This is a genomic window from Olivibacter sp. LS-1 (assembly GCF_008245145.1).
Classification (GTDB): domain Bacteria; phylum Bacteroidota; class Bacteroidia; order Sphingobacteriales; family Sphingobacteriaceae; genus Olivibacter; species Olivibacter oleidegradans.
Window position 1 is genome coordinate 4,154,945 of record NZ_CP041643.1, and the last position, 25,814, is coordinate 4,180,758.

25 protein-coding genes are annotated in these 25,814 nt (G+C 39.4%); 6 read left to right on the forward strand and 19 right to left on the reverse strand.

The genetic code is table 11. From position 1 onward, the window contains the following. Positions 1-31: 31 nt before the first annotated feature. From FKG96_RS17080 to FKG96_RS17090, 3 genes are all read right to left on the reverse strand, one after another. Positions 32-1,207: an AIR synthase related protein gene (locus FKG96_RS17080; protein WP_013667234.1), complete on the reverse strand. Its 1,176-nt coding sequence runs from the start codon at positions 1,205-1,207 to the stop codon at positions 32-34. A 124-nt stretch (positions 1,208-1,331) separates the two neighbouring features. Then, a complete protein-coding gene (locus FKG96_RS17085; RefSeq protein ID WP_130855778.1) occupies positions 1,332-3,521 on the reverse strand; it encodes a glutamine synthetase III in 2,190 nt (729 codons plus the stop codon). Between the two features lie 510 nt (positions 3,522-4,031). Next, the gene (locus FKG96_RS17090) at positions 4,032-5,009 is read right to left on the reverse strand and encodes a cation diffusion facilitator family transporter (protein WP_149105723.1); all 978 of its coding nucleotides are present in this window, start codon (positions 5,007-5,009) and stop codon (positions 4,032-4,034) included. Between the two features lie 208 nt (positions 5,010-5,217). Here FKG96_RS17090 and FKG96_RS17095 point away from each other — a divergent pair, with 208 nt between their 5' ends. Beyond that, a complete protein-coding gene (locus FKG96_RS17095; RefSeq protein WP_242627170.1) occupies positions 5,218-6,423 on the forward strand; it encodes a pyridoxal phosphate-dependent aminotransferase in 1,206 nt (401 codons plus the stop codon). Between the two features lie 48 nt (positions 6,424-6,471). On the opposite strand, the gene FKG96_RS17100 is transcribed toward FKG96_RS17095, so the two are convergent. The 3 genes from FKG96_RS17100 to FKG96_RS17110 all read right to left on the reverse strand — a co-directional run bounded on the left by FKG96_RS17100 (position 6,472) and on the right by FKG96_RS17110 (position 10,597). Further along, the gene (locus tag FKG96_RS17100) at positions 6,472-7,674 is read right to left on the reverse strand and encodes a Gfo/Idh/MocA family protein (protein WP_130855776.1); all 1,203 of its coding nucleotides are present in this window, start codon (positions 7,672-7,674) and stop codon (positions 6,472-6,474) included. 4 nt (positions 7,675-7,678) lie between these two features. After that, positions 7,679-9,049: a DUF1080 domain-containing protein gene (locus tag FKG96_RS17105; RefSeq protein ID WP_149105724.1), complete on the reverse strand. Its 1,371-nt coding sequence runs from the start codon at positions 9,047-9,049 to the stop codon at positions 7,679-7,681. A gap of 303 nt (positions 9,050-9,352) precedes the next feature. Continuing rightward, entirely contained in the window at positions 9,353-10,597 is a 1,245-nt protein-coding gene (locus FKG96_RS17110) for an ABC transporter permease (RefSeq protein ID WP_130855774.1), read from the reverse strand. Between the two features lie 256 nt (positions 10,598-10,853). Here FKG96_RS17110 and queA point away from each other — a divergent pair, with 256 nt between their 5' ends. Both queA and FKG96_RS17120 read left to right on the forward strand, forming a co-directional pair. Further along, positions 10,854-11,903 carry a tRNA preQ1(34) S-adenosylmethionine ribosyltransferase-isomerase QueA gene (queA, locus tag FKG96_RS17115; protein ID WP_013667241.1) on the forward strand — a complete coding sequence of 350 codons (1,050 nt, stop codon included), beginning with the start codon at positions 10,854-10,856 and terminating at the stop codon, positions 11,901-11,903. Between the two features lie 62 nt (positions 11,904-11,965). Next, on the forward strand, positions 11,966-12,667 hold the full coding sequence (locus FKG96_RS17120; protein WP_130855773.1) for a 2-C-methyl-D-erythritol 4-phosphate cytidylyltransferase: 702 nt from the start codon (positions 11,966-11,968) through the stop codon (positions 12,665-12,667). Here FKG96_RS17120 and FKG96_RS17125 read toward each other — a convergent pair. Further along, positions 12,664-12,816, reverse strand: a complete 153-nt coding sequence (locus tag FKG96_RS17125; protein ID WP_013667243.1) for a lmo0937 family membrane protein — start codon at positions 12,814-12,816, stop codon at positions 12,664-12,666. The two genes, FKG96_RS17120 and FKG96_RS17125, sit on opposite strands and share 4 nt — an antisense overlap. A 223-nt stretch (positions 12,817-13,039) precedes the next feature. Then, positions 13,040-14,119, reverse strand: a complete 1,080-nt coding sequence (fbaA, locus tag FKG96_RS17130; RefSeq protein ID WP_130855772.1) for a class II fructose-bisphosphate aldolase — start codon at positions 14,117-14,119, stop codon at positions 13,040-13,042. Positions 14,120-14,320: 201 nt separating this feature from the next. On the opposite strand from fbaA, the gene accD reads away from it, so the two are divergent. Beyond that, positions 14,321-15,163 carry an acetyl-CoA carboxylase, carboxyltransferase subunit beta gene (accD, locus tag FKG96_RS17135; protein WP_013667245.1) on the forward strand — a complete coding sequence of 281 codons (843 nt, stop codon included), beginning with the start codon at positions 14,321-14,323 and terminating at the stop codon, positions 15,161-15,163. A gap of 39 nt (positions 15,164-15,202) precedes the next feature. Here the strand turns inward: accD and FKG96_RS26795 are convergent, their stop codons facing one another. From FKG96_RS26795 to glmM, 3 genes are all read right to left on the reverse strand, one after another. Next, complete coding sequence (locus tag FKG96_RS26795) at positions 15,203-15,376, reverse strand: hypothetical protein (protein WP_013667246.1); 174 nt, start codon at positions 15,374-15,376, stop codon at positions 15,203-15,205. Between the two features lie 95 nt (positions 15,377-15,471). After that, a complete protein-coding gene (locus FKG96_RS17140; RefSeq protein WP_130855771.1) occupies positions 15,472-16,608 on the reverse strand; it encodes a cysteine desulfurase family protein in 1,137 nt (378 codons plus the stop codon). A 65-nt stretch (positions 16,609-16,673) separates the two neighbouring features. Beyond that, positions 16,674-18,056 (reverse strand): phosphoglucosamine mutase, encoded by a 1,383-nt coding sequence (glmM, locus tag FKG96_RS17145; protein ID WP_130855770.1) that lies wholly within the window; start codon positions 18,054-18,056, stop codon positions 16,674-16,676. Positions 18,057-18,413: 357 nt separating this feature from the next. On the opposite strand from glmM, the gene FKG96_RS17150 reads away from it, so the two are divergent. Beyond that, positions 18,414-18,914: a phosphatase PAP2 family protein gene (locus FKG96_RS17150; protein ID WP_354004821.1), complete on the forward strand. Its 501-nt coding sequence runs from the start codon at positions 18,414-18,416 to the stop codon at positions 18,912-18,914. Beyond that, positions 18,911-19,630, forward strand: a complete 720-nt coding sequence (locus tag FKG96_RS17155; protein ID WP_130855769.1) for a ZIP family metal transporter — start codon at positions 18,911-18,913, stop codon at positions 19,628-19,630. Before FKG96_RS17150 ends, FKG96_RS17155 begins: the two co-directional genes overlap by 4 nt. Positions 19,631-19,652: 22 nt before the next feature. Here the strand turns inward: FKG96_RS17155 and FKG96_RS17160 are convergent, their stop codons facing one another. The 8 genes from FKG96_RS17160 to FKG96_RS17195 form a co-directional block, all read right to left on the reverse strand. Then, positions 19,653-20,102: a MarR family winged helix-turn-helix transcriptional regulator gene (locus FKG96_RS17160; RefSeq protein ID WP_013667251.1), complete on the reverse strand. Its 450-nt coding sequence runs from the start codon at positions 20,100-20,102 to the stop codon at positions 19,653-19,655. 103 nt (positions 20,103-20,205) lie between these two features. Continuing rightward, the gene (locus FKG96_RS17165) at positions 20,206-21,144 is read right to left on the reverse strand and encodes an MBL fold metallo-hydrolase (protein ID WP_130855768.1); all 939 of its coding nucleotides are present in this window, start codon (positions 21,142-21,144) and stop codon (positions 20,206-20,208) included. Continuing rightward, positions 21,141-21,755, reverse strand: coding sequence for a dephospho-CoA kinase (coaE, locus tag FKG96_RS17170; RefSeq protein WP_130855767.1), 615 nt, complete (start codon positions 21,753-21,755; stop codon positions 21,141-21,143). The genes FKG96_RS17165 and coaE overlap by 4 nt, the downstream gene beginning before the upstream one ends. Next, positions 21,746-22,687, reverse strand: coding sequence for a YbbR-like domain-containing protein (locus FKG96_RS17175; RefSeq protein WP_130855766.1), 942 nt, complete (start codon positions 22,685-22,687; stop codon positions 21,746-21,748). Before FKG96_RS17175 ends, coaE begins: the two co-directional genes overlap by 10 nt. 105 nt (positions 22,688-22,792) lie before the next feature. Continuing rightward, positions 22,793-23,140 (reverse strand): preprotein translocase subunit YajC, encoded by a 348-nt coding sequence (yajC, locus tag FKG96_RS17180; RefSeq protein WP_130855765.1) that lies wholly within the window; start codon positions 23,138-23,140, stop codon positions 22,793-22,795. Between the two features lie 28 nt (positions 23,141-23,168). Next, entirely contained in the window at positions 23,169-23,645 is a 477-nt protein-coding gene (locus FKG96_RS17185) for a DUF1573 domain-containing protein (RefSeq protein ID WP_149105725.1), read from the reverse strand. 75 nt (positions 23,646-23,720) lie between these two features. Then, the gene (nusB, locus tag FKG96_RS17190; RefSeq protein WP_013667257.1) at positions 23,721-24,668 is read right to left on the reverse strand and encodes a transcription antitermination factor NusB; all 948 of its coding nucleotides are present in this window, start codon (positions 24,666-24,668) and stop codon (positions 23,721-23,723) included. Positions 24,669-24,711: 43 nt separating this feature from the next. Next, positions 24,712-25,794 (reverse strand): Glu/Leu/Phe/Val dehydrogenase, encoded by a 1,083-nt coding sequence (locus tag FKG96_RS17195; protein ID WP_013667258.1) that lies wholly within the window; start codon positions 25,792-25,794, stop codon positions 24,712-24,714. Positions 25,795-25,814 lie beyond the last annotated feature (20 nt).

Sequence of the window (25,814 nt, forward strand, 5' to 3'; positions counted from 1 at the left end):
ATTTCTCAACTATAATGTATGCGTAAGATAATTAATAGTAAACAAATTCCCCAACTTCGGAATGGACGGTTACCTTCTTTTGTTCACTATCTTCAACTCTTCCTACTATTTTAGCCTCAATGCCAAATTTTTCTGCGATGCGAATGATATCGACTGCTCTCGCCTCCGGAACGTATAACTCCATTCTATGTCCCATATTAAAGACTTTATACATCTCCTGCCAATCAGTCTTTGACTCCGTTTGTATCAGTCTGAACAAGGGAGGGATCGGAAAAAGGTTATCTTTAATAATATGGAAACGATCAATAAAATGCAGAACCTTTGTTTGTGCTCCACCACTGCAATGAACCATCCCGTGTATATCTTGGCGATAATGATCGAGCACTTCCTTCATAACGGGCGCATAAGTACGGGTTGGCGAAAGGACCAATTTTCCGATTGTAATCTCCTCGCCGTCAATAGTAATCGTATCGGTAAGCGCTTTGCTTCCCGAAAAAACAAGCTCATGAGGAATTGCGGGGTCGTAACTTTCTTTATATTTTTCAGCGACTGACTTATTGAACACATCGTGACGGGCGGATGTCAAGCCGTTTGATCCCATTCCGCCATTGTATTCAGACTCATACACAGCTTTTCCGTAAGAGGAAAGCCCTACAATAACATCTCCTGCCTCTATCTTATGATTTGAAATCACGTCAGCTCTCTTCATGCGGCAGGTAACTGTACTGTCGACGATAATTGTTCTAACCAAATCGCCGACATCCGCCGTTTCTCCCCCGGTCGAATAGATGCCTATCCCCAGATCTCTCAGTTCTTGAAGGATTTCTTCCGTTCCATTAATGATTTCTGCGATTACTTCTCCGGGGATTAGACTCTTATTTCTTCCTATGGTGGACGAAATTAATATATTATCTAAGGCTCCAACACAAAGCAGATCATCGATGTTCATGACGATTGCATCTTGTGCAATACCTCTCCATACCGATAAATCACCGGTTTCTTTCCAGTAAACATAGGCCAATGAGGACTTGGTGCCTGCACCATCGGCATGCATAATGTTACACCAATCATCCGCCCCGCCTAAAATATCCGGTATTATCTTACAAAACGCTTTTGGAAATAAGCCCTTGTCAATGTTTTTAATGGCATTATGCACATCTTCTTTACCGGCCGAAACACCGCGTTGGTTGTACTTTAAATCTGACATACGGCTGCAAAAGTAACTAATCCTAATGATATTTTAGACACCTTAATATAAATATAATACGATGGGGTAAAAATAAAAAATCCCCAAGGGAAACCCTTGAGGATGTATTTTTTGGCCGCCTCTTTTATCTTACAAACAGAAGTTCTCTCAATTTTGGAAGAGGCCATTTGCGATCGTCAACAATCTGCTCAAGTTTATTGAGATGATAACGAATCTTATCAAAATACGGCTTCACATTTTCGTCATAAGCGATAGCTTTGTCACGAACGTCTTCCAAAACATTGGCTTTCTTACGCTCTTGTCTCATAGCTTCAGCTTCTTCAAGTATTATATTGATATGCTCACCGATACGCTCCAATAATTCAGATTGCGATTTATAAGCAGAAGCTTTTACACCGAGGTCTTTTAAGCCTTTAACGTTTTCTATCAGCTCATTCTGATAGGTAATAGCCGCAGGAACAAGTGAACTGTTAACGATTTCGCCTATTACACGGGCTTCAATTTGAATCTTTTTGAAGTAGTTTTCCAATAAGATCTCATGGCGAGCTTCACCTTCACGCTTAGTCATGATCCCTAAAGATTCGAACATCTTTTCGGTTTTTTCGCTCACGTAAACATCTAAAGCTCTTGGTGTTGTTTTGATATTAGACAATCCGCGTTTCGCTGCCTCGTCTTCCCACTCTTTGCTATATCCATTACCTTCGAAGCGGATAGCCTTTGATTCTTTAATATACTTACGAACAACGTTTAAGATCGCTAGATCTTTCTTCGTTCCCTTCTTTATTTGTTTGTCTACTTCAACCTTGAACTTAATCAACTGCTCTGCAACGATCGCATTTAATACCGTCATCGGACTGGCTGAGTTTGCAGAAGAACCTACAGCACGGAACTCAAACTTATTTCCTGTAAATGCAAAAGGAGAAGTCCGATTACGGTCTGTATTATCTAATTGTAAGGTAGGGATTTTAGGAATTCCATGCCACAATTGACTATCCGCTTTCACTTTCTTCGCAACACGTGCCGTTTCAACTTCGTCCAACACAGCATTTAATTGGCTGCCCAAGAAAATAGAGATAATAGCAGGAGGAGCTTCGTTCGCTCCTAAACGGTGATCGTTGCTGGCTGTAGCGATAGAAGCTCTTAACAAATCGGAATGCTCATATACCGCACGAATAACATTCACGAAGAATGTCAAAAACATCAGGTTATTTTTAGGGGTTTTCCCCGGAGACAGCAAATTGATGCCGGTATTGGTAATCAACGACCAGTTGTTGTGTTTGCCCGATCCGTTAATATCAGCATACGGTTTTTCGTGTAAAAGAACTTTGAAGTTATGACGCAAAGCCACTTGATCCATCAAGTTCATTAACAATTGGTTGTGATCAATTGCTAAATTGATTTCCTCAAACATCGGAGCGCATTCGAACTGTGAAGGGGCTACCTCGTTGTGGCGTGTCTTCAATGGAATACCCAGTTTCAACGCTTCTTGCTCCAGGTCAACCATAAAAGCTAGTACCCGCTCAGGAATAGCACCGAAGTAATGATCTTCCAATTGTTGACCTTTAGCAGACATATGACCAAATAAAGTCCTTCCCGTTAATTGCAAATCAGGGCGACCGTTAAATAAGGCTAAATCAACCAAGAAATATTCTTGTTCGATACCTAAAGAAGCAAAAACTTTTTCAACGCCTTTATCAAAATATTGTGCAACATCAACAGCCGCCTTATCTAACGCGTTTAGGGTTTTTAACAAAGGAGCTTTATAGTCTAATGCTTCACCTGTATATGACAAGAAGACTGTTGGAATACAAAGTGTCTTGCTGCCTCCTGTTTCATAAATAAATGCAGGTGAAGAGGGGTCCCAGCCGGTATAGCCTCTTGCTTCGAAGGTATTACGAATACCACCATTCGGAAAGCTGGACGCATCCGGCTCCTGTTGCACTAACGCATCAGCTGTAAATTTCTCAATGGCTACACCATCACCGCCAGGCTCAAAAAAGGCATCATGCTTTTCTGCAGTTGCGCCCGTTAAAGGCTGGAACCAGTGAGTGTAATGGCTTACCCCATTGCTGATCGCCCAACTTTTCATAGCCTGAGAGATATGCTCCGCTAAATCAAAATCGATCGCCTCGCCGGCTTCGATTACACTTGTTAATTTCGCGAATACATTTTTCGGCAAATACTCTTTCATCTTCTTCACGGTAAAAACATTTTTACCAAAGTATGAGGAAGCTTTTTCTCCAGCGGCTATCACTGCTGGTCTTTTGTCACGAGAAATTGCAGCTTCAACTGCGCTAAACCTGAGATTTGACATGCTTTTGTGTTGATTTTATTATTTTTTTGTCTTTGTTTAGAGATTATGCCGTAAAAATCATCATATTTTTTCGAAATTTCCTAATATTTCTTCAAAAAAAATATCAACAAAGTAAATATTATCTGAATATGTTGTTAAAATACACAAATGGGAATCATAAAATGGTGCTCGCCTAGGTCGGGAATTGAGGCCTAATTTTAAAGAATTTTGAAGGATAAATTAGAATTTTGAAATATTTTTCAATAGAAAGAAAAATCCACTCACATAGACACAAAGAAAATGGCGTGATTTTAGGATATTCAAAATAGAGTTAACAGACACTATTTCGTTATCAATTGCAATGTCCAAGCGCGTAATAAACGATTATAAAAATTATTATAGTCGATAAACATCCACCTCCCAATTTTTTGGCGGTAAATCCTGCAATTAGTGCTCTAAAAAACTTATTCATCGTTAAGGTGCTTTATTAGGTAAACTCCTTAACCATTCAATTTGTTTTTCGTAAGAGCGCTAGACATCAAAATGCTTTTTATTTCTCATAACAAGTGGCGCATCCCAAACGATATCCACTTTTTTTTCCTCACTCCTAATAGGGCAATTCTTCATATTACAATAGTGACAGCATGCGGGCAAACATGGGTCTGCGTGAATAAAGAGTTCGGTATCTATATGTACTTTCTTATTGATAAGGGCGTCAACTTGAGACACTTCCTCGTGCACTTTTATCAAATCAAAATAGTTGGGTAAAGTCATATGGCAATCGATATGGAGTTCGTGTCCGTAGCGTTGAACCCGTAAATTATGAACATCGATCCAGCTGTCCTTCCGATTTTCTTCCAATATTTGCACAACCTGGTTTATTAATTCGAAGTCGGACTCATCCATTAAGCCACCGATCGACTTCCTTAATAATTTGTAACCACTAAATAAAATGTAAAAGCCTAATCCTAAGGAAAGCACTATGTCAATTTGCTGTACACCTGTCATATAGAGCAGAAGTAATCCTACCAATAAGCCTAAGGTGCTGTATGAGTCAACTTGTAGATGCTTGCCGTCGGCCATAATAGTGAGCGAATACAAGCTCTTACCTTTTTTTATCATGTAAGTGCCCAACGCGAAATTAACCAAACCCGTAAAAGCCAGCATGCCCATTCCCTCTAGCAAATTACTAATTTGCTCTGGAAAGAAAATATTATAAACAGCCTTGCCGACAATTAAAAGTCCGGCGATAAATATCAAACCGCCTTCCAGAAAGACCGAAAAGAACTCTACCTTGCCGTGACCATAAGGGTGATTTTCATCCTTGGGCTGCGAAGAAAGGTGAATGCTATAGAACGCAAAGCCGCTCGCTATTACGTTAACGATGCTTTCAACAGCATCAGTCAGAATCGCATTAGAGTGCGTTATGAGGTAAGCTGTGAATTTAAACAGCATTAAAATGATACCGGTACTCAGCGAGTATAATATAATCCTTTTCTGTTCTTGCACGCGCAGACTGCTTAAAGTGCAAAGGTAAAAATTAAAAAATCATAACAATGTGAATTGAATGAAGGCCTCAAGGCATATTGAAAGAATTAGTCGACTTAATTGCACTTTGTTGCGAATATGCTATCCTAAATCACAGTTCATAACTTTTTTATCAAAAAGATTGTTATAAAATTTAAAATAGTAGAATTTTGCTTAGGTTTGTAATCTAATGGAAACACTATCAATATTATCTGAAAGAATCAATAACCTATCTGAATCGGCCACACTAAAAATGACCAAATTAGGTAGGGAGTTGGCAGCCCAGGGCGCCAACATTATTAGCCTTAGTGTAGGTGAACCTGATTTTAATACACCGGATCATATAAAGGAAGCGGCGAAGAAGGCGTTGGACGAAAACTATACGCGTTATTCTCCCGTTCCCGGATATCCCGAACTAAGAAAAGCCATTGTAAAGAAGTTAAAGGAAGAAAACGGTTTAGATTATGATATTTCGCAGATTGTCGTTTCAACCGGTGCCAAGCAATCACTATCTAACGCTATACTTTGTGTGATTAATCCGGGAGATGAGGTTATCATTCCGACTCCTTACTGGGTGTCTTATTCAGAAATGGTTAATTTGGCGGAAGGAAAATCGGTTTTCATTAATACCAGCATTGAAAGTGACTTCAAAATCACTCCAAAAGAATTAGAAGCTGCGATAACAGATAAAACGAAATTATTCATGTTCTCTTCTCCTTGCAATCCAACAGGTAGCGTTTATAGCAAGGATGAACTCGCTGCTTTAGTGGAAGTGTTTGAAAAGCATCCTCAGATCTATATTATATCTGATGAGATTTATGAGCATATTAATTTTAAAAGTCAACACGAATCAATTGCCCAATTTGAAAGCGTAAAGGACCGTGTGATATTGATCAACGGATTCTCCAAATCTTATGCTATGACAGGTTGGCGTTTGGGTTATCTTGCAGCTAGTAAAGAAATAGCAGCCGCAAATGACAAACTTCAAGGACAAACCACGTCCGGAACTTGCTCAATTGCGCAACGGGCAGGAATTGCGGCCTATGAAGGGGGACTAGAATCGGTAAATGAAATGAAAAAGGCCTTTGAGCGTCGGCGAGAGTTGGTATATAACGCGCTGAAAGAAATTAATGACGTAAAGGTTAACCTACCCGAAGGAGCTTTTTACTTCTTCCCTGATGTAAGTGCCTTCTTCGGACGAAAGGATGGAAATGGTAACACGATTGCTAATTCATCGGATCTGGCACTTTACCTATTGAATGAAGCGCATGTGGCAACTGTAGGAGGAGATTCATTTGGCAACAATGACTGCATCCGTTTGTCCTACGCTGCTTCGGACGAGCAACTAACGGAAGCATTGCGACGCATTAAAATTGCGCTTGAAAAATTAGTTTAAACGTATTCCGTATACCCGTATTTGCTCCGGAGCAAATACGGGTATTTTTTATATATCATAGTCCGCCTTCCAATACTCAGGCCGATTGTTATAAATGGCGTTATTAGCCATGGCGACACAAATAGCAGCGCTAGCACCACGTTTTACGTTTGACGAAGGCATCGTATTGGTCTTTATGGCTTTGTAAAACTCCTGTAGTGCATACCAAGTACCATCTTTAGTCGGTTCATCTAAAATCGGTGTTCCGCCATCTTTGTTCCAAACAATTTTCGTTGCACCACTTACCCCATCTACTGTACTTAAAGCCTCCTTTGCTTCTTTTTCAGGATAAAACAGCCCTGTGTTTGTCAACAAGGAAACAGTTCCTTTGGTACCCTTGATCTTAAATAGATAACCATCTCGCGCATTTCCGCAAGTGGCACCAAAATTACCGATCATCCCCTCCTTTTTGTACCTAAACATGACTTGGATATTATCAAACGTTTCCCTGCCATCAGGATAAATATCAATACCGCCGGTACCATAAACTTCATCCGGGTGCGTATCAAAGGCCCAGTTTATAAAATCGATCTGATGTGACAACAATTCTGCTGCTAAGCCACCGGAAAATTCTTTATACATGCGCCAATTAATTTGCCTTTCCAGCCCAGGTTCGGGTACTGCCCTTCTCCAAGTGCCATTTCTATCCCACCTGCAGTCAACCTGACTAACTTTGCCAAGGAAGCCGCTACTAATCATATCTTTCACTTTGAAATATAGGGGTGAATACCGGTATTGATAACCTACTTGAACCGTTTGTTTAGGGTGTTGATCAGCTAACCTCACTAATTGCTTTGCTTCATCAATCGAGTAGGTCATCGTTTTCTCTACGTAAACGTGTTTACCTGCTTCAATTGCGTCTTTAGCAATACTAAAATGCGCACTCAAGGGCACTGCAATAAAGACAGCATCGAGATCCTTGTCGTCAAGCATTGACTGATGCGATTTGAATTTAATAATCTTATCGTCTTTCAGAAGATGATTCGCCTCATCTAATCTAAAGTCCAAAACATCACAGTAACTTCTGATTCTGAATAACTGGGGCAACGACTTTATGACAGATAACACGCCCTTTCCCCGATCACCACAACCAATCATCCCAATGTTAATTGGCTTATCATTCAGCCAGCTCGTTTTTGCCAACAGCTCATCAAACATAAGTAGACTCCCCCCTAACAAACTGCCTTGTTGTAAAAAACTTCTTCTGTCCATTCTTTTACAATTCCCTTATTTTAATGCTTCTAAAGCTCACCTCATTCCCGTGATCTTGTAGTAAAATACGACCCTCTTTTGCCTCACCAAATCCAGGTTTATCTTTAAATTTACTTAAAGATACCATTTTTTTGAATTCATCAGAGCCCCTTACATACTCAAGAACCTTTACACCATTTAAGTAATGCTCTACCTTATTATCCGGATACACAACGATTCGTGCATTATTCCAGGAACCTATTGGCCTTAAAAACCTTGGCTGCTTTTCGGCAGTCAATAGATCGTATAGCGAAGCGAGCGTCCGATTGCCATCACGTCCCATTTTTGCGTCCGGATGTTTTACATCATCAAGTACCTGGTATTCTAGACCCAAAGGCCAATCTTTGTTTTTGTCATCGATTACGACGAAATATTTAAGTCCACTATTAGCACCGGGTGTTAGCTTAAATTCAAAGGATAAGTCGAAAGCACTAAAAAGCTCTTTAGTTACAATATCACCGGCACGGGGTATATCTGTTCCTTCAGTAGCATGCACGCGCAATTCTCCTTGATCGTACGACCATCCCTTTTCAGGAAAGACATTTTTATTTGAGCTGACCCAATTATTTGTTGTTTTACCATCATAAAGCAGTTTATATCCGCTCTCGCGTTCATGGGACGAAAGTGTGTTGGGCTCTAAATTCACAACATAAATTTCCTTTCCTATCCTTTTGGGCTGTAAATTATTTGTTTGTATTTTAATATTTTTGAAATAGACTTTTTTGCCCTCCTCGCCATTTTTGCCGACGCTATGAACCTGTAAACCGATAAACCCGGTCTTGTCTAGGGTATCAACGACATAAGAGACAGGGATGTCATTAATCCAAGTTTTGGTTGTGTTGCCAATGCATTCAATCCGAAAATGATTAAATTCTCCTTTTTTGAATGCTGATTTACTTGTCGGATTGAGATCTAAAGGATAAAGCCAATTTCTTCTCGCCTCGTCATAAATGCCACCTGTCCAACTACGTGGAGTCGGATCGATTTCAACCTGTCTTCCATATACCCGCCCTTTACCATTATTTGCCTGTTGATCGATATGACTTCTCGTTTGAATGCCTGAATTATTGTGATCTCCTTCTATTTTCGCATCCAGTTCCAAAATAAAATCCCCATATTCCTTTTCCGTTACCAGAAAGGTATTCCCGGTATTTTTAACGGTAGTTCCAACAATCATTCCGTTTTCTACGGTATAAGGGGCATCCCCTGCAACTTGTTTCCAGCCTTTTAACGACTTTCCGTCGAATAAATCCTGCCAAGTGCTTTTCTGAATATAAAAGGCTGAAAAAACACAGATCCCAATGGCGCTCAAAGCAATTAAACTTATTTTTCTCATGTTTTAGTATCCCTATATTGGTTTAATAATATACATTTTAATGGCTAGCGAAGCTTCTTCAATATGTGCGAGTGATTTTTAAGCGGGACAAAATTTAACATTGCTAGCGAGTCGGTTATCATTGGATATTTATCAATTGAAACGCTGTAGACTGCACCCCTTGCAGGCTATCTATCATTTAACAGCCTACAATCGGATCTTTGTCCCAACGTTCAATATTAGTAAATATTCCCAATACTAAGGTTGGAAAGGATGTATTATTTACGAAAACGATATCGTAATTTTTTCGCGACGGTGGGCAGATTATTTGCTTCTTATAGCCTCAACAGGATCCAGTTTACCAGCAATTATAGCGGGTATAATTCCGGAAATGAGCCCAATAGTAGTGGAAATAAAAATAGCCAACAACACTTCATCAAGGTGTACGACAACGCCTATACCAGCGATGATTTTTAATAAAAACGCCAAGGTGTATACCACAAATAAACCCATTAAACCGCCAAAAATGCATAAAGCGACTGATTCGATCAAAAATTGCCAAAGTATAAAGTAGTTCTTTGCACCAAGCGATTTTTGAATGCCAATAATATGGGTACGCTCTTTAACGGATACAAACATAATATTGGCAATTCCAAATCCCCCAACTAATACAGAAAGAATGCCTATACAAAAGCCTGCTGTATTTACAATTTGGAACATGGTATCGAGCTGCGCGGTAATAATGGTTGTTTGATTAAGTGCAAAATCGTCCTCCTGTTTAGGGCTAAGCCGATGAATGGAACGCATGAGCCCTCTCAATTCGCTTTCCGCTTCATCCAAGGAAACACCATTTTTTGCGTTAACAATAATCGACGGTCCGAAATTTCTCACATTAATTACGTTTCTGGCAAAATTCAACGGTACCACTGCAATATTATCCAGCGAAACATCAATTAACATGCCTTCCCCCTCTTCCTTGAAAACACCTATTACTTTTAATCGGCGCCCGAGCGCCTGTATAGTCTTTCCTATGGGATCCGTATGCGGAAATAAACCTTTAGCTATCGTTGATCCAATAATGACAACAGCGGTACCTCTCTCTGATTCACTTTCGGTAAAATATCGTCCTGCCTGAAATTCGAGATTTCGTATTTTATAGTAATCATTTGAAACTGCACTGATGTACACCTTCTCCACATTGTTATTCAAAAATTTGAGCGTTTTGTCCGACATCCCGACTTCAAGTGCGATACCATCAGCAAGTGTTGCCCGTTGTTTTAATTGATCAAAATCACGGACAGTAGGCTCGGGTCTGTTCACATATTTCCACCAAGGGTAATCACCTCCACCACCCCAGGGCCACTTTTGAATGTAAATTGATCGACTTCCCAATTTTTCAACGCTACTTTCTAAATTCGCTCGGAGTGTATTAACGGCAGAGAAAATACCAATAATCGTCATAATACCGATCGTTACACCTAATAGTGAAAGGAAAGTACGCGTCTTATTTTCCCTTAACGCTGAAAATGCAAACCGGAAACTCTCAAAAAATAGCTTGATAAAAATCATACGCTCTTAAGACACGTAAAACAGGGAAAGGTTACAAGTTTCGGTACTTTTTTATAGGCGGATGTTTTTATCCAACAATCACCTAATATATAGCCTTTAAGGCTTACGTTTTTAAAACTTTTTTTTGTAAATTTGCGCGCTAATTTATCAGCTAATAAAAGAGGGGAACAAATTATGCCCCGTTTTTGTTATTACCATATTTAGGTTGACTGACCTATTTATTATTAAGAAATAAGATATATAAAATTCACAAAACATGAAGTTATCTCAATTTAAGTTTAATCTACCTGATTCGTTAATTGCTCATGAACCCGCAGAAACGAGGGACGAGGCGCGTTTAATGGTGCTTGATCGCAAAACCGGTGCAATTGAACACAAAATTTTCAAGGATGTATTGAACTATTTTGAAGAACATGATGTGATGATCCTCAATAACACAAAAGTTTTCCCCGCTCGTTTATATGGCAATAAGGAAAAAACAGGCGCCACGATAGAAGTCTTCTTACTCCGTGAATTGAATAAGGAATTGCGTCTTTGGGATGTACTGGTTGATCCCGCCAGAAAAATCCGGGTCGGGAATAAATTATATTTTGGCGACAACGACTTACTGGTTGCTGAAGTTGTAGACAATACGACATCGCGTGGTAGAACCATTCGCTTCCTGTTTGATGGGTCTGATGAAGAGTTTAGGAGGAACATTGAAATCTTAGGAGAAACACCACTTCCCAAGTATATCAAAAGAAAGCCTACGCCGGAAGATAAGTTTAGATATCAAACTATTTTTGCTAAGAACGAAGGCGCTGTAGCGGCACCTACAGCTGGTTTACACTTTAGCAGAGAATTGATGAAGCGCTTGGAATTAAAGGGTGTTGAGTTTGCAGAGGTTACTTTACATGTTGGTCTTGGAACATTCCGTCAGGTAGAGGTAGAAGACCTAACGAAACATAAAATGGATTCGGAGCAATTTATTATTGAACAAAAAGATGCTGATATTGTCAATAAAGCGATTGCTGAAAAGCGAAGAGTATGCGCAGTTGGTACAACAAGCATGCGTTCTATCGAGTCAGCGGTTTCGGCCAACCGGACCTTGAAAGCGGCAAACGATTGGACCAGCAAGTTTATATTCCCGCCTTATGATTTCAGTATTGCAAATAGTATGATCACTAATTTCCATACACCGGAATCCACACTTTTAATGATGATTTGTGCTTTTGGCGGTTATGAACATGTGATGAATGCTTACGAGATCGCCGTAAAAGAGAAATACCGTTTTTATAGCTACGGTGACGCGATGTTAATCATATAAGGAGGAATACTCTTAACGAATAGGCTATCTAATAAAGGTAGCCTATTTTTCTTGGTATTGGAATGAGGAAAAACTACGTAATTATTGTTGGTGGCGGATCGGGAACACGCATGCAAAGCGCAATTCCGAAACAATTTATGCTATTAAATGGACTTCCGGTACTAATGCACACGCTGACTGCTTTCTCACAAAGTAACACCAGACCAACGATTATATTAGTATTGAATAACCGACTGAAATCAGAATGGGAACAGCTTTGTATTAAGTATAGTTTTGATGTACCCCATATAATTGTTGAAGGTGGAGATACCAGATTTCACTCCGTACAGAATGGATTAAGCCACATAAAGCAGTTAAGTGAACCAATAAAGCCAACTTACATCGCGGTTCACGACGGGGTACGCCCACTTGTATCTAAAGAAATCATTGATTACGGCTTTCAACAAATAGGTCGGCACCGAGCACTAATAACAGCTGTCAGCAGCAAGGACTCTGTACGCATTAAAGAGTCGGGAGATACCTCTAGAGCGGTTGATAGAAGCACCGTTTTCCTCGTTCAAACGCCTCAATTTTTCTCCGCGGAGATTTTATTTGAAGCTTATGAGCAAACCTATAGTGATACATTTACAGACGACGCTTCTGTTGTGGAAAAAAAAGGGTATCCGATTCAGATTCTACCTGGGGATACCCGTAATATTAAAATCACTTTTTCGGAAGATTTACTCTTTGCAGAGGTCATAATGAAGTCGTTAGCCAACGACTAGGCAGCTCCTCTGATAATTCTAAGCAATACCGCAATGATTGCAATTACCAACAGAACATGGATAATACCGCTACTGGTGTATCCCCCGAAAAAACTGATGGCCCAGATAATTACCAGAACAACAGCGATTAAATACAATAGATTTCCCATAACAATTCGATTAATAATTAGTTCAGGCAGGCACATTTCATTGCGCTGTAACTGCCTATTTATTTCTTGCCATAATAAAGCTTTTAAAAGCTATTTTGTTTTACATTTTTTATATTAGTCAAAAGAAAGGGAATCGGAAGACTACGAGAGGATGTTTAGAAAATTTTGAACATAAAAAAAGGGAAACAACTTGTTTCCCTTTACTATGGCAAAAACACCTTTTTTATAATTTATCGTTCACATCAACGCAATTAAGTTCTTCGAAAGCCTGTTTTAAACGTTTCACAAAGCTCTCTTCTCCCTTCCTTAACCAAACGCGAGGGTCATAATACTTCTTATTAGGAGCATCCTCTCCGTCAGGGTTACCAATTTGACTCTGAAGATAGCCTTCATTTGCTTTGTAGTAATCTTTTATCCCCTCCCAAAACGCCCATTGCATATCGGTATCAATATTCATTTTAATGGCTCCATAAGAGATCGCTTCCTCAATTTCGGCCGGAGACGAACCTGATCCACCATGAAAAACAAAATTCACGGGTTTTTCAGCGCTTAGTCCAAACTTTTCTTTAATATAGTCTTGAGAATTCTTGAGGATAACCGGTTGAAGTTTAACATTTCCCGGTTTGTAAACGCCATGCACATTTCCAAATGCTGCCGCTACGGTGAACTTATCGCTTACTTTACTGAGTTCTTCAAAAGCATAAGCTACTTCGGCCGGTTGTGTATAAAGTTTTGAGCTATCAACATCGCTATTATCCACTCCATCTTCTTCTCCGCCAGTTACTCCCAATTCAATTTCAACAGTCATTCCAAGCGGCTTCATGCGCTCTAAATACTTTTTAGAGATTTCTATATTTTCTTCAATAGGTTCTTCTGATAAATCAAGCATATGAGAAGAAAATAAAGGCTTACCATGTTGGGCAAAAAACGCTTCGCCGTGATCTAACAAACCGTCTATCCAAGGTAGTAATTTTTTAGCTGCATGATCTGTATGTAGGATAACCGCTACACCATAATGTTCGGCCAGTAAATGCACGTGTTTTGCAGCAGATACAGCACCTAGTATACATGCTTGCAATTTATTATTATCCAGCGTTTTACCAGCATAGAATTGCGCACCGCCATTTGACAATTGAATGATTACCGGTGAATTAACTGCTTTTGCAGTTTCCATCACTGCGTTGATAGAATTTGTTCCAATGGTATTTACTGCGGGGAGAGCAAATCGATGTTTTTTAGCGATCTCAAATAATTCTTGTACAGCATCTCCATGCAGAACACCTTTATAACCTTTTAAACTCATTTGTAATACGTTGTTTAATTTTTGATTCCCGAAAGTAGGTATTTTATTTAAAATAAGCTACTTTCCCTTTCATTTTTCTTTCAACAGCAGGAGCCGTTTAGGGTAGTTTTTAGTAAAATAGGATATAAAGTGATAAGGTTACACAAAAGGTCACGTTTTATACATTTTTTTTGTTTCTTTGTACCTCTAATATTTTTTTGAATGGCTTGGTTTAAACGAGATCGTGCCGGTATTAACACGGCAACAGAAAATAAAAAAGAAGCTCCCGACGGGTTATGGAATAAATGTCCGTCCTGTAAAAAACCACTCTTGAAATCAGAGCAAGTTGAAAACAAATATGTATGTCAATATTGCGGCTATCATTTGAGGATAGGCTCAGCAGAATACTTTTCAGTACTATTTGACGACAATCAATTCACTGAGCTGTTTGGCAGTCTACGTTCAGCAGACCCCCTTAACTTCGAAGACACAAAAAAATACACGGAACGAATTGCGGAAAGCCATGCTAAAACGGGTTTAAACGATGCAATACGTGCCGGGCACGGCAAGATCGAAGGGCTTGATCTAGTCATAGCCTGCATGGATTTTACTTTTATCGGTGGTTCAATGGGCTCCGTAGTGGGAGAGAAAATTGCAAGATCGATCGACTATTGCATACAGCACCGTCTACCTTTTTTACTTATCTCAAAATCGGGTGGTGCCAGGATGATGGAAGCAGCGTTTTCGCTTATGCAAATGGCCAAGACATCGGCTAAGCTAGCGCTTCTCAGTCAGGCGAAGCTTCCCTATATATCCCTTTTAACAGACCCTACGACAGGAGGCGTAACAGCCTCATATGCCATGCTCGGTGATATCAACATTGCGGAGCCGGGTGCATTGATCGGATTTGCAGGGCCTCGTGTCATTAAAGAAACGATCAAAAAAGATTTGCCAAAGGGATTTCAAACAGCTGAATTTGTGCTTGAACATGGCTTTTTAGATTTTATTGTTGATCGAAGGGAAATGAAGCATAAAATAGCAACATTCCTAAGAAATATTTTATAGTGTAAAAAAAGCCTGATTTAAAATCAGGCTTTTTTTACACTATTTCCGTTCTCTTGTGGTAGGTGAGTCTGCAGTAAAAGCAGGACCTTCGTTTTTTCTATGATGGTCTCTCTCGGAAAAACTGCCTTGATTCACCTCAACGACTTTTTTCTTTCCATCTTTTTCCTTTATGATTTCTTTGTCACTTTTTCTATCTTTCAATTCATCACGCATAATAACCTCCTCTTAATTAAATAAACAAAAAACGGGTTGGTAATTGATTAACAAGTCCAAACCCATTTTGTTGGATAAATATCACGAAAGTTACGTTATACGTTCTCCGGACATACTTCCTTCAATTTAGAAACAACGAAATCGATTTCTTCTTTCGTATTGAATTTACTAAAAGAAAATCGAACAGACGGCCGTTTGGCATCCACGCCAATCGCGGTTAAAACATGAGATCCGATATTTGATCCCGAACTGCATGCACTGCCGCCCGAAGCGGAAATACCCGCAATATCTAAGTTAAAGAGTAACATGTCAGCTAAATCTGTAGGTGGAAACGACACATTTAATACCGTATACAAGCTTTGATCGGCTTCCAACTCGCCGTTAAAGCTTACACCGGGAATATGCTGAATAAGTTGCGCTCTCATGTAATCTTTCAGCCCCTGTATATAAGCCCTATGTTCGGCCATATGTTCATAAGCAATCTCGAGTGCCTTGGCCAAGCCAACAATGCCATAGACATTCTCCGTGCCCCCTCGCATATTTCGTTCTTGCGCACCGCCATGGATGAACGGCTTTATTTTTACTTCATGATTAACATATAGGAAGCCTGCTCCTTTCGGGCCGTGGAATTTGTGCGCTGCTCCCGCCAAAAAGCTTACTTTCAGAGCACTTAGGTCATGCACAAAGTGTCCCATTGTCTGGACCGTGTCGGTATGAAATAATGCGTTATAGGTCTGACAGATATCGGATACCCTTTGTATATCGGTTATTGTGCCTATTTCATTATTTGCATGCATCAATGAGACGAAACTAGGTGGACTATTTTGCAAAACTCTTTCCAGTTGCGATAAATCCACATGTCCCTTCGCATCAACGTCAAGCAGTGTTAGCTTAATGCTCCCTTCTTTTTCCAGTTCTTGTAAGGTATGCAAAACCGCATGGTGTTCGAGCGGTGAACTGATTGCGTGACTTAATTGATGATCTAAAATTCCCCTTCGAATTGCCGTATTGTCGGCTTCTGTTCCTCCTGATGTAAAAAAAATCTCCGCTGGAGAAGTATTTAATAAAGCAGCGACTTTTTTTCGGGCTTTTTCGATAATTGTTCTAACCTTTCTACCATCCGCATGAATGGATGAAGGGTTCCCATAATCGTCTCGCATAACAACCATCATCTCTTGCAATACTTGTTCATCTATTGCAGTGGTTGCCGCATTATCTAAATATACGCGCATGCTACAAATCTACTAAGTAATCCATTAACAGAATTTTATTCTTTTATACTTTTACTTCTAGGTGATCAAGATAAAATGGCTTCTATTTCGCCAATAATCTTATCAGCCAATAAGTCGGCGCGATTCTGTGTTGGCGATTCTGTGTAAATACGGATGATCGGTTCGGTGTTCGACTTCCGTAGATGAACCCATTCTTCCTCAAAATCTATTTTCAAACCATCAATGGTGCTATGGGGGGTATCCTTATATTTTTCCTCCATCGATTTTAAAAGCTGATCAATATCCAATCCAGGAGTGAGCGTGATCTTTTTCTTCGCCATAAAATAGGAAGGATAACTGTTGCGCAAAGCGGACACTTTTTGACCGCTTTTAGCAAGATGTGTCAAGAAAATACCGATACCTGCCAAAGCGTCCCTACCATAATGGGTAGCCGGGTAAATTACACCTCCGTTCCCCTCGCCTCCTATCACTGCATTTACCTCTTTCATTTTGGTCACTACATTCACCTCCCCAACCGCTGCTGCGTAATAAGTACCGCCGTGTTTCTCTGTTATATCCTTAAGGGCCCGTGTGGAGGATAAGTTAGATACCGTATTCCCTTTCTTTTGCCGGAGGATATAATCTGCAACGGCTACTAATGTATATTCCTCTCCAAACATTTCTCCATTTTCCATGACGAAACACAACCGATCGACATCTGGATCAACCGCAATTCCGAGATCGGCTTGCTTTTCTTTTACAAGGGCAGATAAATCCTTTAGATTTTCGGCCAAGGGCTCAGGATTATGCGGAAAGAGGCCATTTGGCTCACAATACAATTCATATACGGTTGATACCCCTAGTGCTTTCAATAAAGCTGGTACAAAGCGTCCCCCCGTTGAGTTAACAGCATCTACAGCAATTGAAAAATTAGCCTGTGCAATTGCGTCTCTATCAACTGTTTCCAGCGCTAAGATCTTCTCAATATGCCTTTCCAGGTAGGTGTCCTTTTTTATGACCCGTCCAAGTGCGTGTACTTCAGAAAAATCAAAACTCAATTCATCGGCTAAAGCCAATACTTCTTTTCCCTCGTAATCATTAATAAACTCTCCTTGCTGATTAAGCAACTTCAATGCATTCCATTCTGTCGGATTATGGCTAGCTGTCAAGATGATACCACCTGCCGCATCCTCCTCGGGCACGGCTATTTCAACGGTAGGCGTAGTAGACAGACCGAGATCTATCACCTCAATGCCGAGACTTTGGAGTGTACCTGTTACAATATTACTTACCATTTCTCCTGAAAGCCGTGCATCTCGACCTATTACTATTTTTTTATTGCCGGCTTTTTCGGTAATGTATTTTCCAAAAGCAGCGGTAAATTTTACAATGTCAATAGGAGTCAGGCCTTCGCCAGGTTTTCCACCTATGGTTCCGCGAATACCCGAAATAGATTTTATCAATGTCATTTTATACTCGAATTTATTAAGTAGGTGGTAAAAATAGCATTTTCATTAGAATATTCTAACGCTTCTGTCACCATCTGTAGAAGCAACCGATTGCTTAATAAAATAATTTTTTATTTTTATGACGCAATTATAAATCCGGATACGTTTGTAAACTGTATATTTGCAACCTTATTGAATTTAGCGACACAGAAAGGCATATTACATTTCAATGGTAATTTATATACAGATCGCTTTGGGGGTAAAAAAGATTAAAATCTTATTTCATAAAAACACATGTTTGCTTCTATCATACAATTTGATATAGATCTTTTCCTGATAATAAATCAGGATATGGCCAATGTTGTCTTTGATTGGCTAATGCCTTACTTACGGAATCCATATACGTGGGCCCCCTTATACTTGTTCATCTTAATTTTTTCGATACGTACTTATAAAAAACGAGGAGTAATCATGATGTTATTTCTGGTGCTTAGCTTTGGAATAGCTGACTTTTTATCTGCCTCGGTTATTAAACCCATAGTAAAAAGGATAAGACCCTGTAATGAACTTACCCTACAGGGGGAAATGGTAAGCCGGGTACGATGCGGCAGCGGATACAGTTTTCCGTCGTCCCATGCAAGTAATCATTTTGCCATGGCTCTATTTCTTATTATGGTCTATAGGAAGCGTTGGAGCGCCATATTATGGTTTGCTTTGTTATGGGCTTTCGCTATTAGTTTTGCTCAAGTCTATGTAGGCGTGCACTATCCTCTTGACGTAACTGCCGGCGCCCTATTTGGTAGTATCATTGGCTATTCTATGGCAACGTTATTTCTTTATATTCAGCCCGAAACAACTCGGCAGATAGCACAACCATGACACTTCTTATAATAGTTACTTTATTTCTTTCGGCTCTCTTGGGCGGTTTGGCTGTATTCTTTGTAAAAAGAGATAATACCGATTTATTAAGGCTCGTACTTTCTTTTAGCGGTGCGTATTTATTTTCGATCACTGTATTGCATCTTATCCCTGAGATCTACGCGCATAACGACGATCATTATTTAGGCTTATATGTACTTGGCGGTTTTTTATTTCAGTTATTATTAGAGAGATTTTCAGAAGGTATAGAACATGGTCACATTCATAAGCATGGCCACCACGGACATTTCCCGATAGGCGTTATGACCAGCTTATGCTTACATGCTTTTTTAGAAGGGATGCCACTAGCAAAGGGACATCAGAGAGAGCTGTTATTCGGCATTGCCATTCATCATATTCCTGCTGCCTTCGCTTTAGGCAGTTTACTCATTCAGTCAACTGTTAGGCAACGCACCATTATCCTATCTCTTTTTATTTTTGCTTTAATGTCGCCAATAGGTTTTACATTGAGTAATATGATTAGTTTAGGAGGTATTGGCGAAATCAACCAATACTTTGATAAAATGATGGCGATTGTCATCGGTATATTTCTTCACATCTCTACAACGATTCTGTTTGAATCTTCTTCAGCAGATCATCATCACTTTAATAAAAGAAAGCTCTTAGCAGTGATTACCGGGGTCACTCTTTCCCTATTTAATTTTCTGGTGCATTAAGCTACTGGTTTGTCTAATAAATTTAACCACGCAACTTATCAAGAAGGTAATTAAGTTGCTTGCATTCTTCTTCAGAAAGGTTTTCATCCAAGACGCTCAAGATAGACATTTTTTTATCTAAACGTTCCAAAATTGTCATACCATCATGGGTAATGAAAATATCAACAGCACGTCTATCTTTATGGCTCATACACCGCGAAACCAGTCCCTTTTGCACCAAACGATCGATAATTCTACTCACATCCGACATTCTATCCAACAAACGCTCCTTTAACATGTTAACGGTAGCCGGTTTTGCGTTTTGACCCCGCAAAATTCTCAACACATTGTATTGTTGAAGCGTTATTTTCTCTTTGTCGGTCCGCTCTTTTAAAAGACTTTGAATGAAGTTGCTTGTATATATGACGTTTAGAGCAGCCTTATGGTATTCGTTTTCGAATTTATTAGTGACGAGTACTTCTTCTATCTTCATATACCTAATTTAGAATTGGAGCACTAATATATAGCTTAAAATCTGATCTAAAAAATAAAGATGTCTTGCAACTACATTCTGTATAATATCGTGTAATCGACGATTATAAAATTTTCACATAACGACTGCCTCTATAATGATCTACAAGAAAACTGCCATCACCATGAAGTGTCCATATCTCCCGGGGATCAACAACATCAATTGTCTTTAAAATATCCCCCCAATCAACATGATCTGAAATAAACAATTCCATATCATTTCTGTTTTGCAGATATTTCCAACCGGAGGCAAAGACCTTTATAAGGTTTTTAGCTCTAAAATAGCTATTAAAAGTTAATGGTGGCACAAGGTAAATGATATTCTCAGGCTGCTCTTTAATAATTTTACGACCATAAGGTATATAGTGCCAACCAGCATAGCCATATTGTTCATAAATCCGATGAAAAGGAAGCACTGCATGATGGAGAAGTACTTTTTTTTCCGGGCAATATTGATTGATCATCGCCGTCAAACGTTGTGCTTTGCCTAACGCATAAGCACCAAGCATAATCGGATAGGTTGTACTATTTAGCTTATCAAGTTCCACCGAAGGGTCCGGATGTTTTACAATCGGATTCGCAAAAGTGCTTTCTGTAATCAAAACGTCCGCCTTAACAAGCGAGATGGGAGTACAGGTTGGATCTGCTTGCAACTTATAATCGCCGGTATATAAATAACGTACTCCTTTGAATTCCATCAATATTAAAGACGAACCCAAAATATGACCTGCAGAAAGAAACGTAACCGTCACACCTCCTAACGTAAAAGGCACGCCATAATCATAAACTTGGAAGTCGCGTGCAGCGCCCTTGTTATAACGCAGCTCCATAAATGACTTTGTTGGAGCCGTACAGAATACAGTAAAGCAGCCTGATGTTATGTGATCACCGTGGCCGTGAGACACCACCGAAACTCTCACCGCTTCCCGGGCATCTATAAAAAAGTCGCCATAAGCACAATAAATACCCTTGGAATTGACTGTCAAAAAATCATCTAAAATCATCTTGCTTTCAGCTGCGCTAGCAAGCGAGCCCTGACTTTTAAAACTTGCGGAATAAGAGCGTGAATCTCGTCATTATCTATCACAAAATCAGCGAGCTTGCGTTTTTCTTCATCAATCATTTGTTTATCTATTCTTGCTAACACCGCCTCTCTTGTTAGCTGGTCCCTTTCCATCACGCGCTTGATTCGAAGTTCCTGCGGGGCAACTATTAAAATATTATAGTCTGATAATTTATAGGTTCCTGTTTCGAAAAGTAACGCAGCCTCTTTAAATGTTAGCTCTGCTTGTTGTTGCCTTTCCCAGTTTTCATAGGCTTTTATTGTAGCTGGATGAACCAGGGCGTTAAGCTTATCTAATTTATCACGGTCTTGGAAAACAATCCTCGAGAGATAGACCCGGTCAAGTTTACCTTCTTTTGAATAGACTTCCGCTCCGAATATTCCTTTGATATCTTCCACTAAATCCTTATTGTCTACCATCACATTCTTAGCTTCGGTATCCGCATAAAACACCGGATATCCCATAGCTTCAAATATTTTACAAACGGTGGTTTTACCAGTACCAATTCCTCCAGTTACGCCAATGCGTAGTTTATCTTTATTTATTTCCACAATAAAAATTCTACATTTTGCGGTTCTGCCTTAATAATTTTCACGAAATCCGGCTGCTTCGTGATAATAACCGGCAAATTCTTGATGTGATTACTTCGCCAGTCGTTCAAATTAATAACTGCTTCGAACATATCCCGATCTATATCTTCGTATTTTTCTAAAGACACAATGGTTGTTAATCTTACTTTCTCAGGTAGCACTTTCACCGTTCTAAAGGCTCTACTATTCTCTGCCCTAATAGGTACCTCTATAATCTTTTCCGTCACTTCACCTACCGGTATGGTAACATCAACCGATGAGGGGTGTACATTAATATTTGCTTTCTGACTTTTTGATAAAGTAACTTTGGCAGTAATGGTATTGTCAACATTATTTCTCCTTAATGTATCTGTCGCCCAGCCATCAATCAATACCAGGTCTTCCAAAGGCCCTGTAACCGTCACAAACTTCGGTTCAATCTGAATATCGCCTGTGATATCATATTGCTTTCTAAACTTAATGTCTTTGGACAAATTAACGGTTACTTTTTTAACATCTTGCTTAGAAAAATTAAAGAAAAGTGTATCGGGAGAAATGGAAACAATACGTTGATTTGCACTAAATTGCCGATTTATATATCCCATTTGATTGGAAAATAGTATCCAATCACGTGTTTTTAAACCGCTTAAGTCAACATGTATATCTTGAGGTTTAAGTCGAAGATTAGAAAATAACACCTGCCAGCCCGTTCCTTCGACCTGCATAGCGACGGTATCTGACTGAAGTGGGTGAAATGCCCTTTTCGGCGGAACATTTACATAATTTAGAGAGGCCTTTACCGTATAAATGTAACGGTTTGATAAAGCAAAGAGGCTCCACACCAGAAAGGAGATAAAGAGACAAATAGCAAATAAGCTTAGTTTCTTTTGTTGCTTCTTATTGAGATTAAACATACCTACCCTTTATAAACGAACAAAACGCCTAACAAAAATAACAACCTTTGTCGGTCAAATCAATTTTGTCAGGCGTTTTATAGCACCTCGTCTAGCCGACAAAGTCTATTTCTTTTCGTCCGTTGTTGTAGTTACTGTCCCTTGCTTTGGTGTATTGGCAAGTTTGGAAGCATCCAATGAAATCGCAGCTTTATCGAATTTGATACGTGTACCGGAACCTACGTCAATGATAAATGTGCTTTCGCCTATCTCAACGATACGACCGTGAATGCCTGCGGTAGTTACCACTTTATCATTCACCTTTAAATCTTCTATATATTTTTTATGATCTTTCTGTTTCTTCATCTGTGGGCGTATCATGAAAAAATAGAATACTACCACAATTAATCCCATCATAATGAGGGATGACATTCCGCCTGATCCTGCTTGTAATAAAATTGCTGCTGTTGTCATGTAAATTACTGTGATTTAAAATTGTTAACTATTGTACTTCACCTTTTAAGTGTAGCATTAATTGTGCGGGTTGCGCGTTACTATATACGGTAATAATTTTATGCTGTGCACCGCGTTGTCCTGCACTATTAAAACCAACTTCAATGCTGCCTTGCTCTCCGGGTTTAATCGGTTTTTTATCAAATTTGGGAGTAGTACAGCCACATCCTGCCTGCACGTCGCTTATTATTAAAGGTGATTTCCCTGTATTAGTAAATTCAAAAACGTGATTTACCTTCTCCCCTTCTTTGATCTTGGAGAAGTCATATGTATCATTCCTAAATTTTAGCACGGGAGCATCCGCTACATCGGCGGAATCCGGAATCTGCTTATTCACCCCGGTATTATCAGTCGTATTTACACTTTCGATAATATCCTCTCCAGCACTTTTCTCCTTTTGTTTAGATCCATTGCAAGCGCTTAGCGCCAAAACTGCTAATGATAGTAACAAAATTTTATTTTTCATATACTTATAATTGTTGGTTATTTGATGTAGATCAGCCATGCACTAGCTTATCGACTAAGGGTTTATAGAAACATCTCATCCAATAAGTCCCCTTCCGAATTTTCTGATTTTGCCCTCCTTTTGAAGTTCGATCAAAATTTTATCGAGGATGCCATTGATAAACGAATTGCTCTTCGGTGTACTAAATTCCTTAGAAATTTCAATATACTCATTAATTGTAACCTTAACAGGTATAGAAGAAAAATTCAATAATTCGGTGATCGCCATTCTCATCAGTAAGGTATCAATTAACGCTATTCTGTCAGCTTCCCAGTTTTTTGTTTTCCCCGAAATATATATCTGATAATCCTCTCCATGCCGAGTTGTCAATCGAAACAAGTCAACAATAAATTCTTTATCATCAACCCAATTTGGACACAATTGCGCTAACTTATTTTTCTCCGGATCTTCGCTGTTGAAATTTTTCAAAGTTTTAGCTAACAGCGCTTGTAACACATCTTTATCAGTCGTCCAATTAATAAAATGCTCATCGAATATCTGTTCAATAGCCGGTGATTTCAATATAATTTTTTTAAAGATAAACTTTATAATATCCTTCTCAGCCTTGAGCGATCGATCTTCATTCTCTAAATAAGCAACATACTCGGGAGATTGTTTTAAAATGTGGAAAATACTTTTCACCGTTTCCATATCAAAAACGGCATCTACCTTATATTTTTTACACAGATCCACAAACTCCTCATTTTGTTGTAGCAGTTCAATAAAGGTGTTATTCGCCAATCGTGTATTGGCATTGAGATCGTGTTCAGTAGGTAAAAATTTATTTGCCCGGTCTTCCGCATCTACCAACGCATATTCAGCCACCTCTGACGCGAGTGCGAGCACCCAAATATACATCTCATAAACCTGATCAACACTTTTCAGCAATGCCTTTTCAAAATTGTTTATATTCTTATCATCCGATTGCTGGAATGCATAGATTGTTTGTAATACTTTAACCCTCAGGTGCCTTCTATTTAACATATTATTTATAAAGAACGATTATATAGTCATGCTAGCCCTATGACTAGTTTTGTTTTATTTTTTTTATAAGCGCAATCCGGTCTTCAGCAATTTGCATAGCAGCCTGATGCGTTGGAATTTTTTCTTTCAACGATTTTTGAATCACCGAGCGCGTTGCTTCATAGATATTTTCGGTTAATGCGGCACTTCTTAAGACATTATATCCAGCAATTTCAGCATAGCAGCTCAAAAGGCCTCCAGCATTTATTAAAAAATCAGGCGCGTAAATAATGCCTTTTTCCAGAAGCTTAGCGCCATGTTCACGATCGTTGGCCAACTGATTGTTAGCAGAACCCGCAATAATTTTGCATTTCATACGCTCAATCGTGTAATTATTAACTGTCCCTCCTAATGCACAAGGCGCATAAACATCCAAATCCATATCGAAGAGGTTATTATGCGCGATGGCTTCTGCACCGTATTTGTTAGAAACCTGAATCATTCGATCTTCAACAATATCACTTACATATACCTTCGCATTCTCTTCCCGAAGTAATGAAACAAGATGTTCCCCCACTTTTCCCGTTCCCTGCACGGCCACCGTCCGCCCAGCCATACTATCTGTACCATAAAGTTCTTTGACGGCTGCCTTTATACCATAAAACACGCCTTTCGCGGTGAAGGGAGCCGTATCGCCGCTTCCACCCAAAGATTTCGGCAAGCCAACCACATGGTTGGTTTCCATGTGGATAAATTCCATATCCTTGGAAGTAGTTCCCATATCCAATGAAGCGATAAATGAACCATTCATCTCTTCTACAAACTGCCCGAGCCTCCTTAAGATAACTTCCGATTTCTGGGTACGGTGATCGCCAATAATTACCGCAGTTCCACCCCCTAAATTGACACCACTTATTGCCGATTTATATGTCATCGCCCGAGACAATCTTAAGACGTCGTCTATCGCTTCCAATTCGGTTTTATATGGCAACATACGTACTCCACCGATAGCGGGACCAAGTGTAGTGTCATGAATAGCGATGATAGCCTTTAATCCTATTGTATGATCTTGGCAAAATACAATCTTTTGATGTTCAAATTGTCGTAACAAATCAAACATTTGGGGGTATGGCGTTTCGGAAGACATATTTTACTATTATTTTAGTA

Bases quoted from the DNA above. Each gene is read 5' to 3' on its own strand.
- FKG96_RS26795 (WP_013667246.1), bottom strand. From the start codon at position 15,376: ATGCGTGATGAATTGAAAGATAGAAAAAGTGACAAAGAAATCATAAAG.
- FKG96_RS17165 (WP_130855768.1), bottom strand. From the start codon at position 21,144: ATGATTTTAGATGATTTTTTGACAGTCAATTCCAAGGGTATTTATTGT.
- FKG96_RS17160 (WP_013667251.1), bottom strand. From the start codon at position 20,102: ATGAAGATAGAAGAAGTACTCGTCACTAATAAATTCGAAAACGAATAC.
- FKG96_RS17150 (WP_354004821.1), top strand. From the start codon at position 18,414: ATGCCTTACTTACGGAATCCATATACGTGGGCCCCCTTATACTTGTTC.
- FKG96_RS17110 (WP_130855774.1), bottom strand. From the start codon at position 10,597: ATGATTTTTATCAAGCTATTTTTTGAGAGTTTCCGGTTTGCATTTTCA.
- fbaA (WP_130855772.1), bottom strand. From the start codon at position 14,119: ATGAGTTTAAAAGGTTATAAAGGTGTTCTGCATGGAGATGCTGTACAA.
- FKG96_RS17125 (WP_013667243.1), bottom strand. From the start codon at position 12,816: ATGGGAAATCTATTGTATTTAATCGCTGTTGTTCTGGTAATTATCTGG.
- accD (WP_013667245.1), top strand. From the start codon at position 14,321: ATGGCTTGGTTTAAACGAGATCGTGCCGGTATTAACACGGCAACAGAA.
- glmM (WP_130855770.1), bottom strand. From the start codon at position 18,056: ATGACATTGATAAAATCTATTTCGGGTATTCGCGGAACCATAGGTGGA.
- FKG96_RS17085 (WP_130855778.1), bottom strand. From the start codon at position 3,521: ATGTCAAATCTCAGGTTTAGCGCAGTTGAAGCTGCAATTTCTCGTGAC.
- yajC (WP_130855765.1), bottom strand. From the start codon at position 23,140: ATGACAACAGCAGCAATTTTATTACAAGCAGGATCAGGCGGAATGTCA.
- FKG96_RS17080 (WP_013667234.1), bottom strand. From the start codon at position 1,207: ATGTCAGATTTAAAGTACAACCAACGCGGTGTTTCGGCCGGTAAAGAA.
- FKG96_RS17185 (WP_149105725.1), bottom strand. From the start codon at position 23,645: ATGAAAAATAAAATTTTGTTACTATCATTAGCAGTTTTGGCGCTAAGC.
- FKG96_RS17175 (WP_130855766.1), bottom strand. From the start codon at position 22,687: ATGTTTAATCTCAATAAGAAGCAACAAAAGAAACTAAGCTTATTTGCT.
- FKG96_RS17105 (WP_149105724.1), bottom strand. From the start codon at position 9,049: ATGAGAAAAATAAGTTTAATTGCTTTGAGCGCCATTGGGATCTGTGTT.
- FKG96_RS17100 (WP_130855776.1), bottom strand. From the start codon at position 7,674: ATGGACAGAAGAAGTTTTTTACAACAAGGCAGTTTGTTAGGGGGGAGT.
- FKG96_RS17155 (WP_130855769.1), top strand. From the start codon at position 18,911: ATGACACTTCTTATAATAGTTACTTTATTTCTTTCGGCTCTCTTGGGC.
- FKG96_RS17095 (WP_242627170.1), top strand. From the start codon at position 5,218: ATGGAAACACTATCAATATTATCTGAAAGAATCAATAACCTATCTGAA.
- FKG96_RS17140 (WP_130855771.1), bottom strand. From the start codon at position 16,608: ATGCGCGTATATTTAGATAATGCGGCAACCACTGCAATAGATGAACAA.
- FKG96_RS17120 (WP_130855773.1), top strand. From the start codon at position 11,966: ATGAGGAAAAACTACGTAATTATTGTTGGTGGCGGATCGGGAACACGC.
- FKG96_RS17195 (WP_013667258.1), bottom strand. From the start codon at position 25,794: ATGTCTTCCGAAACGCCATACCCCCAAATGTTTGATTTGTTACGACAA.
- queA (WP_013667241.1), top strand. From the start codon at position 10,854: ATGAAGTTATCTCAATTTAAGTTTAATCTACCTGATTCGTTAATTGCT.
- nusB (WP_013667257.1), bottom strand. From the start codon at position 24,668: ATGTTAAATAGAAGGCACCTGAGGGTTAAAGTATTACAAACAATCTAT.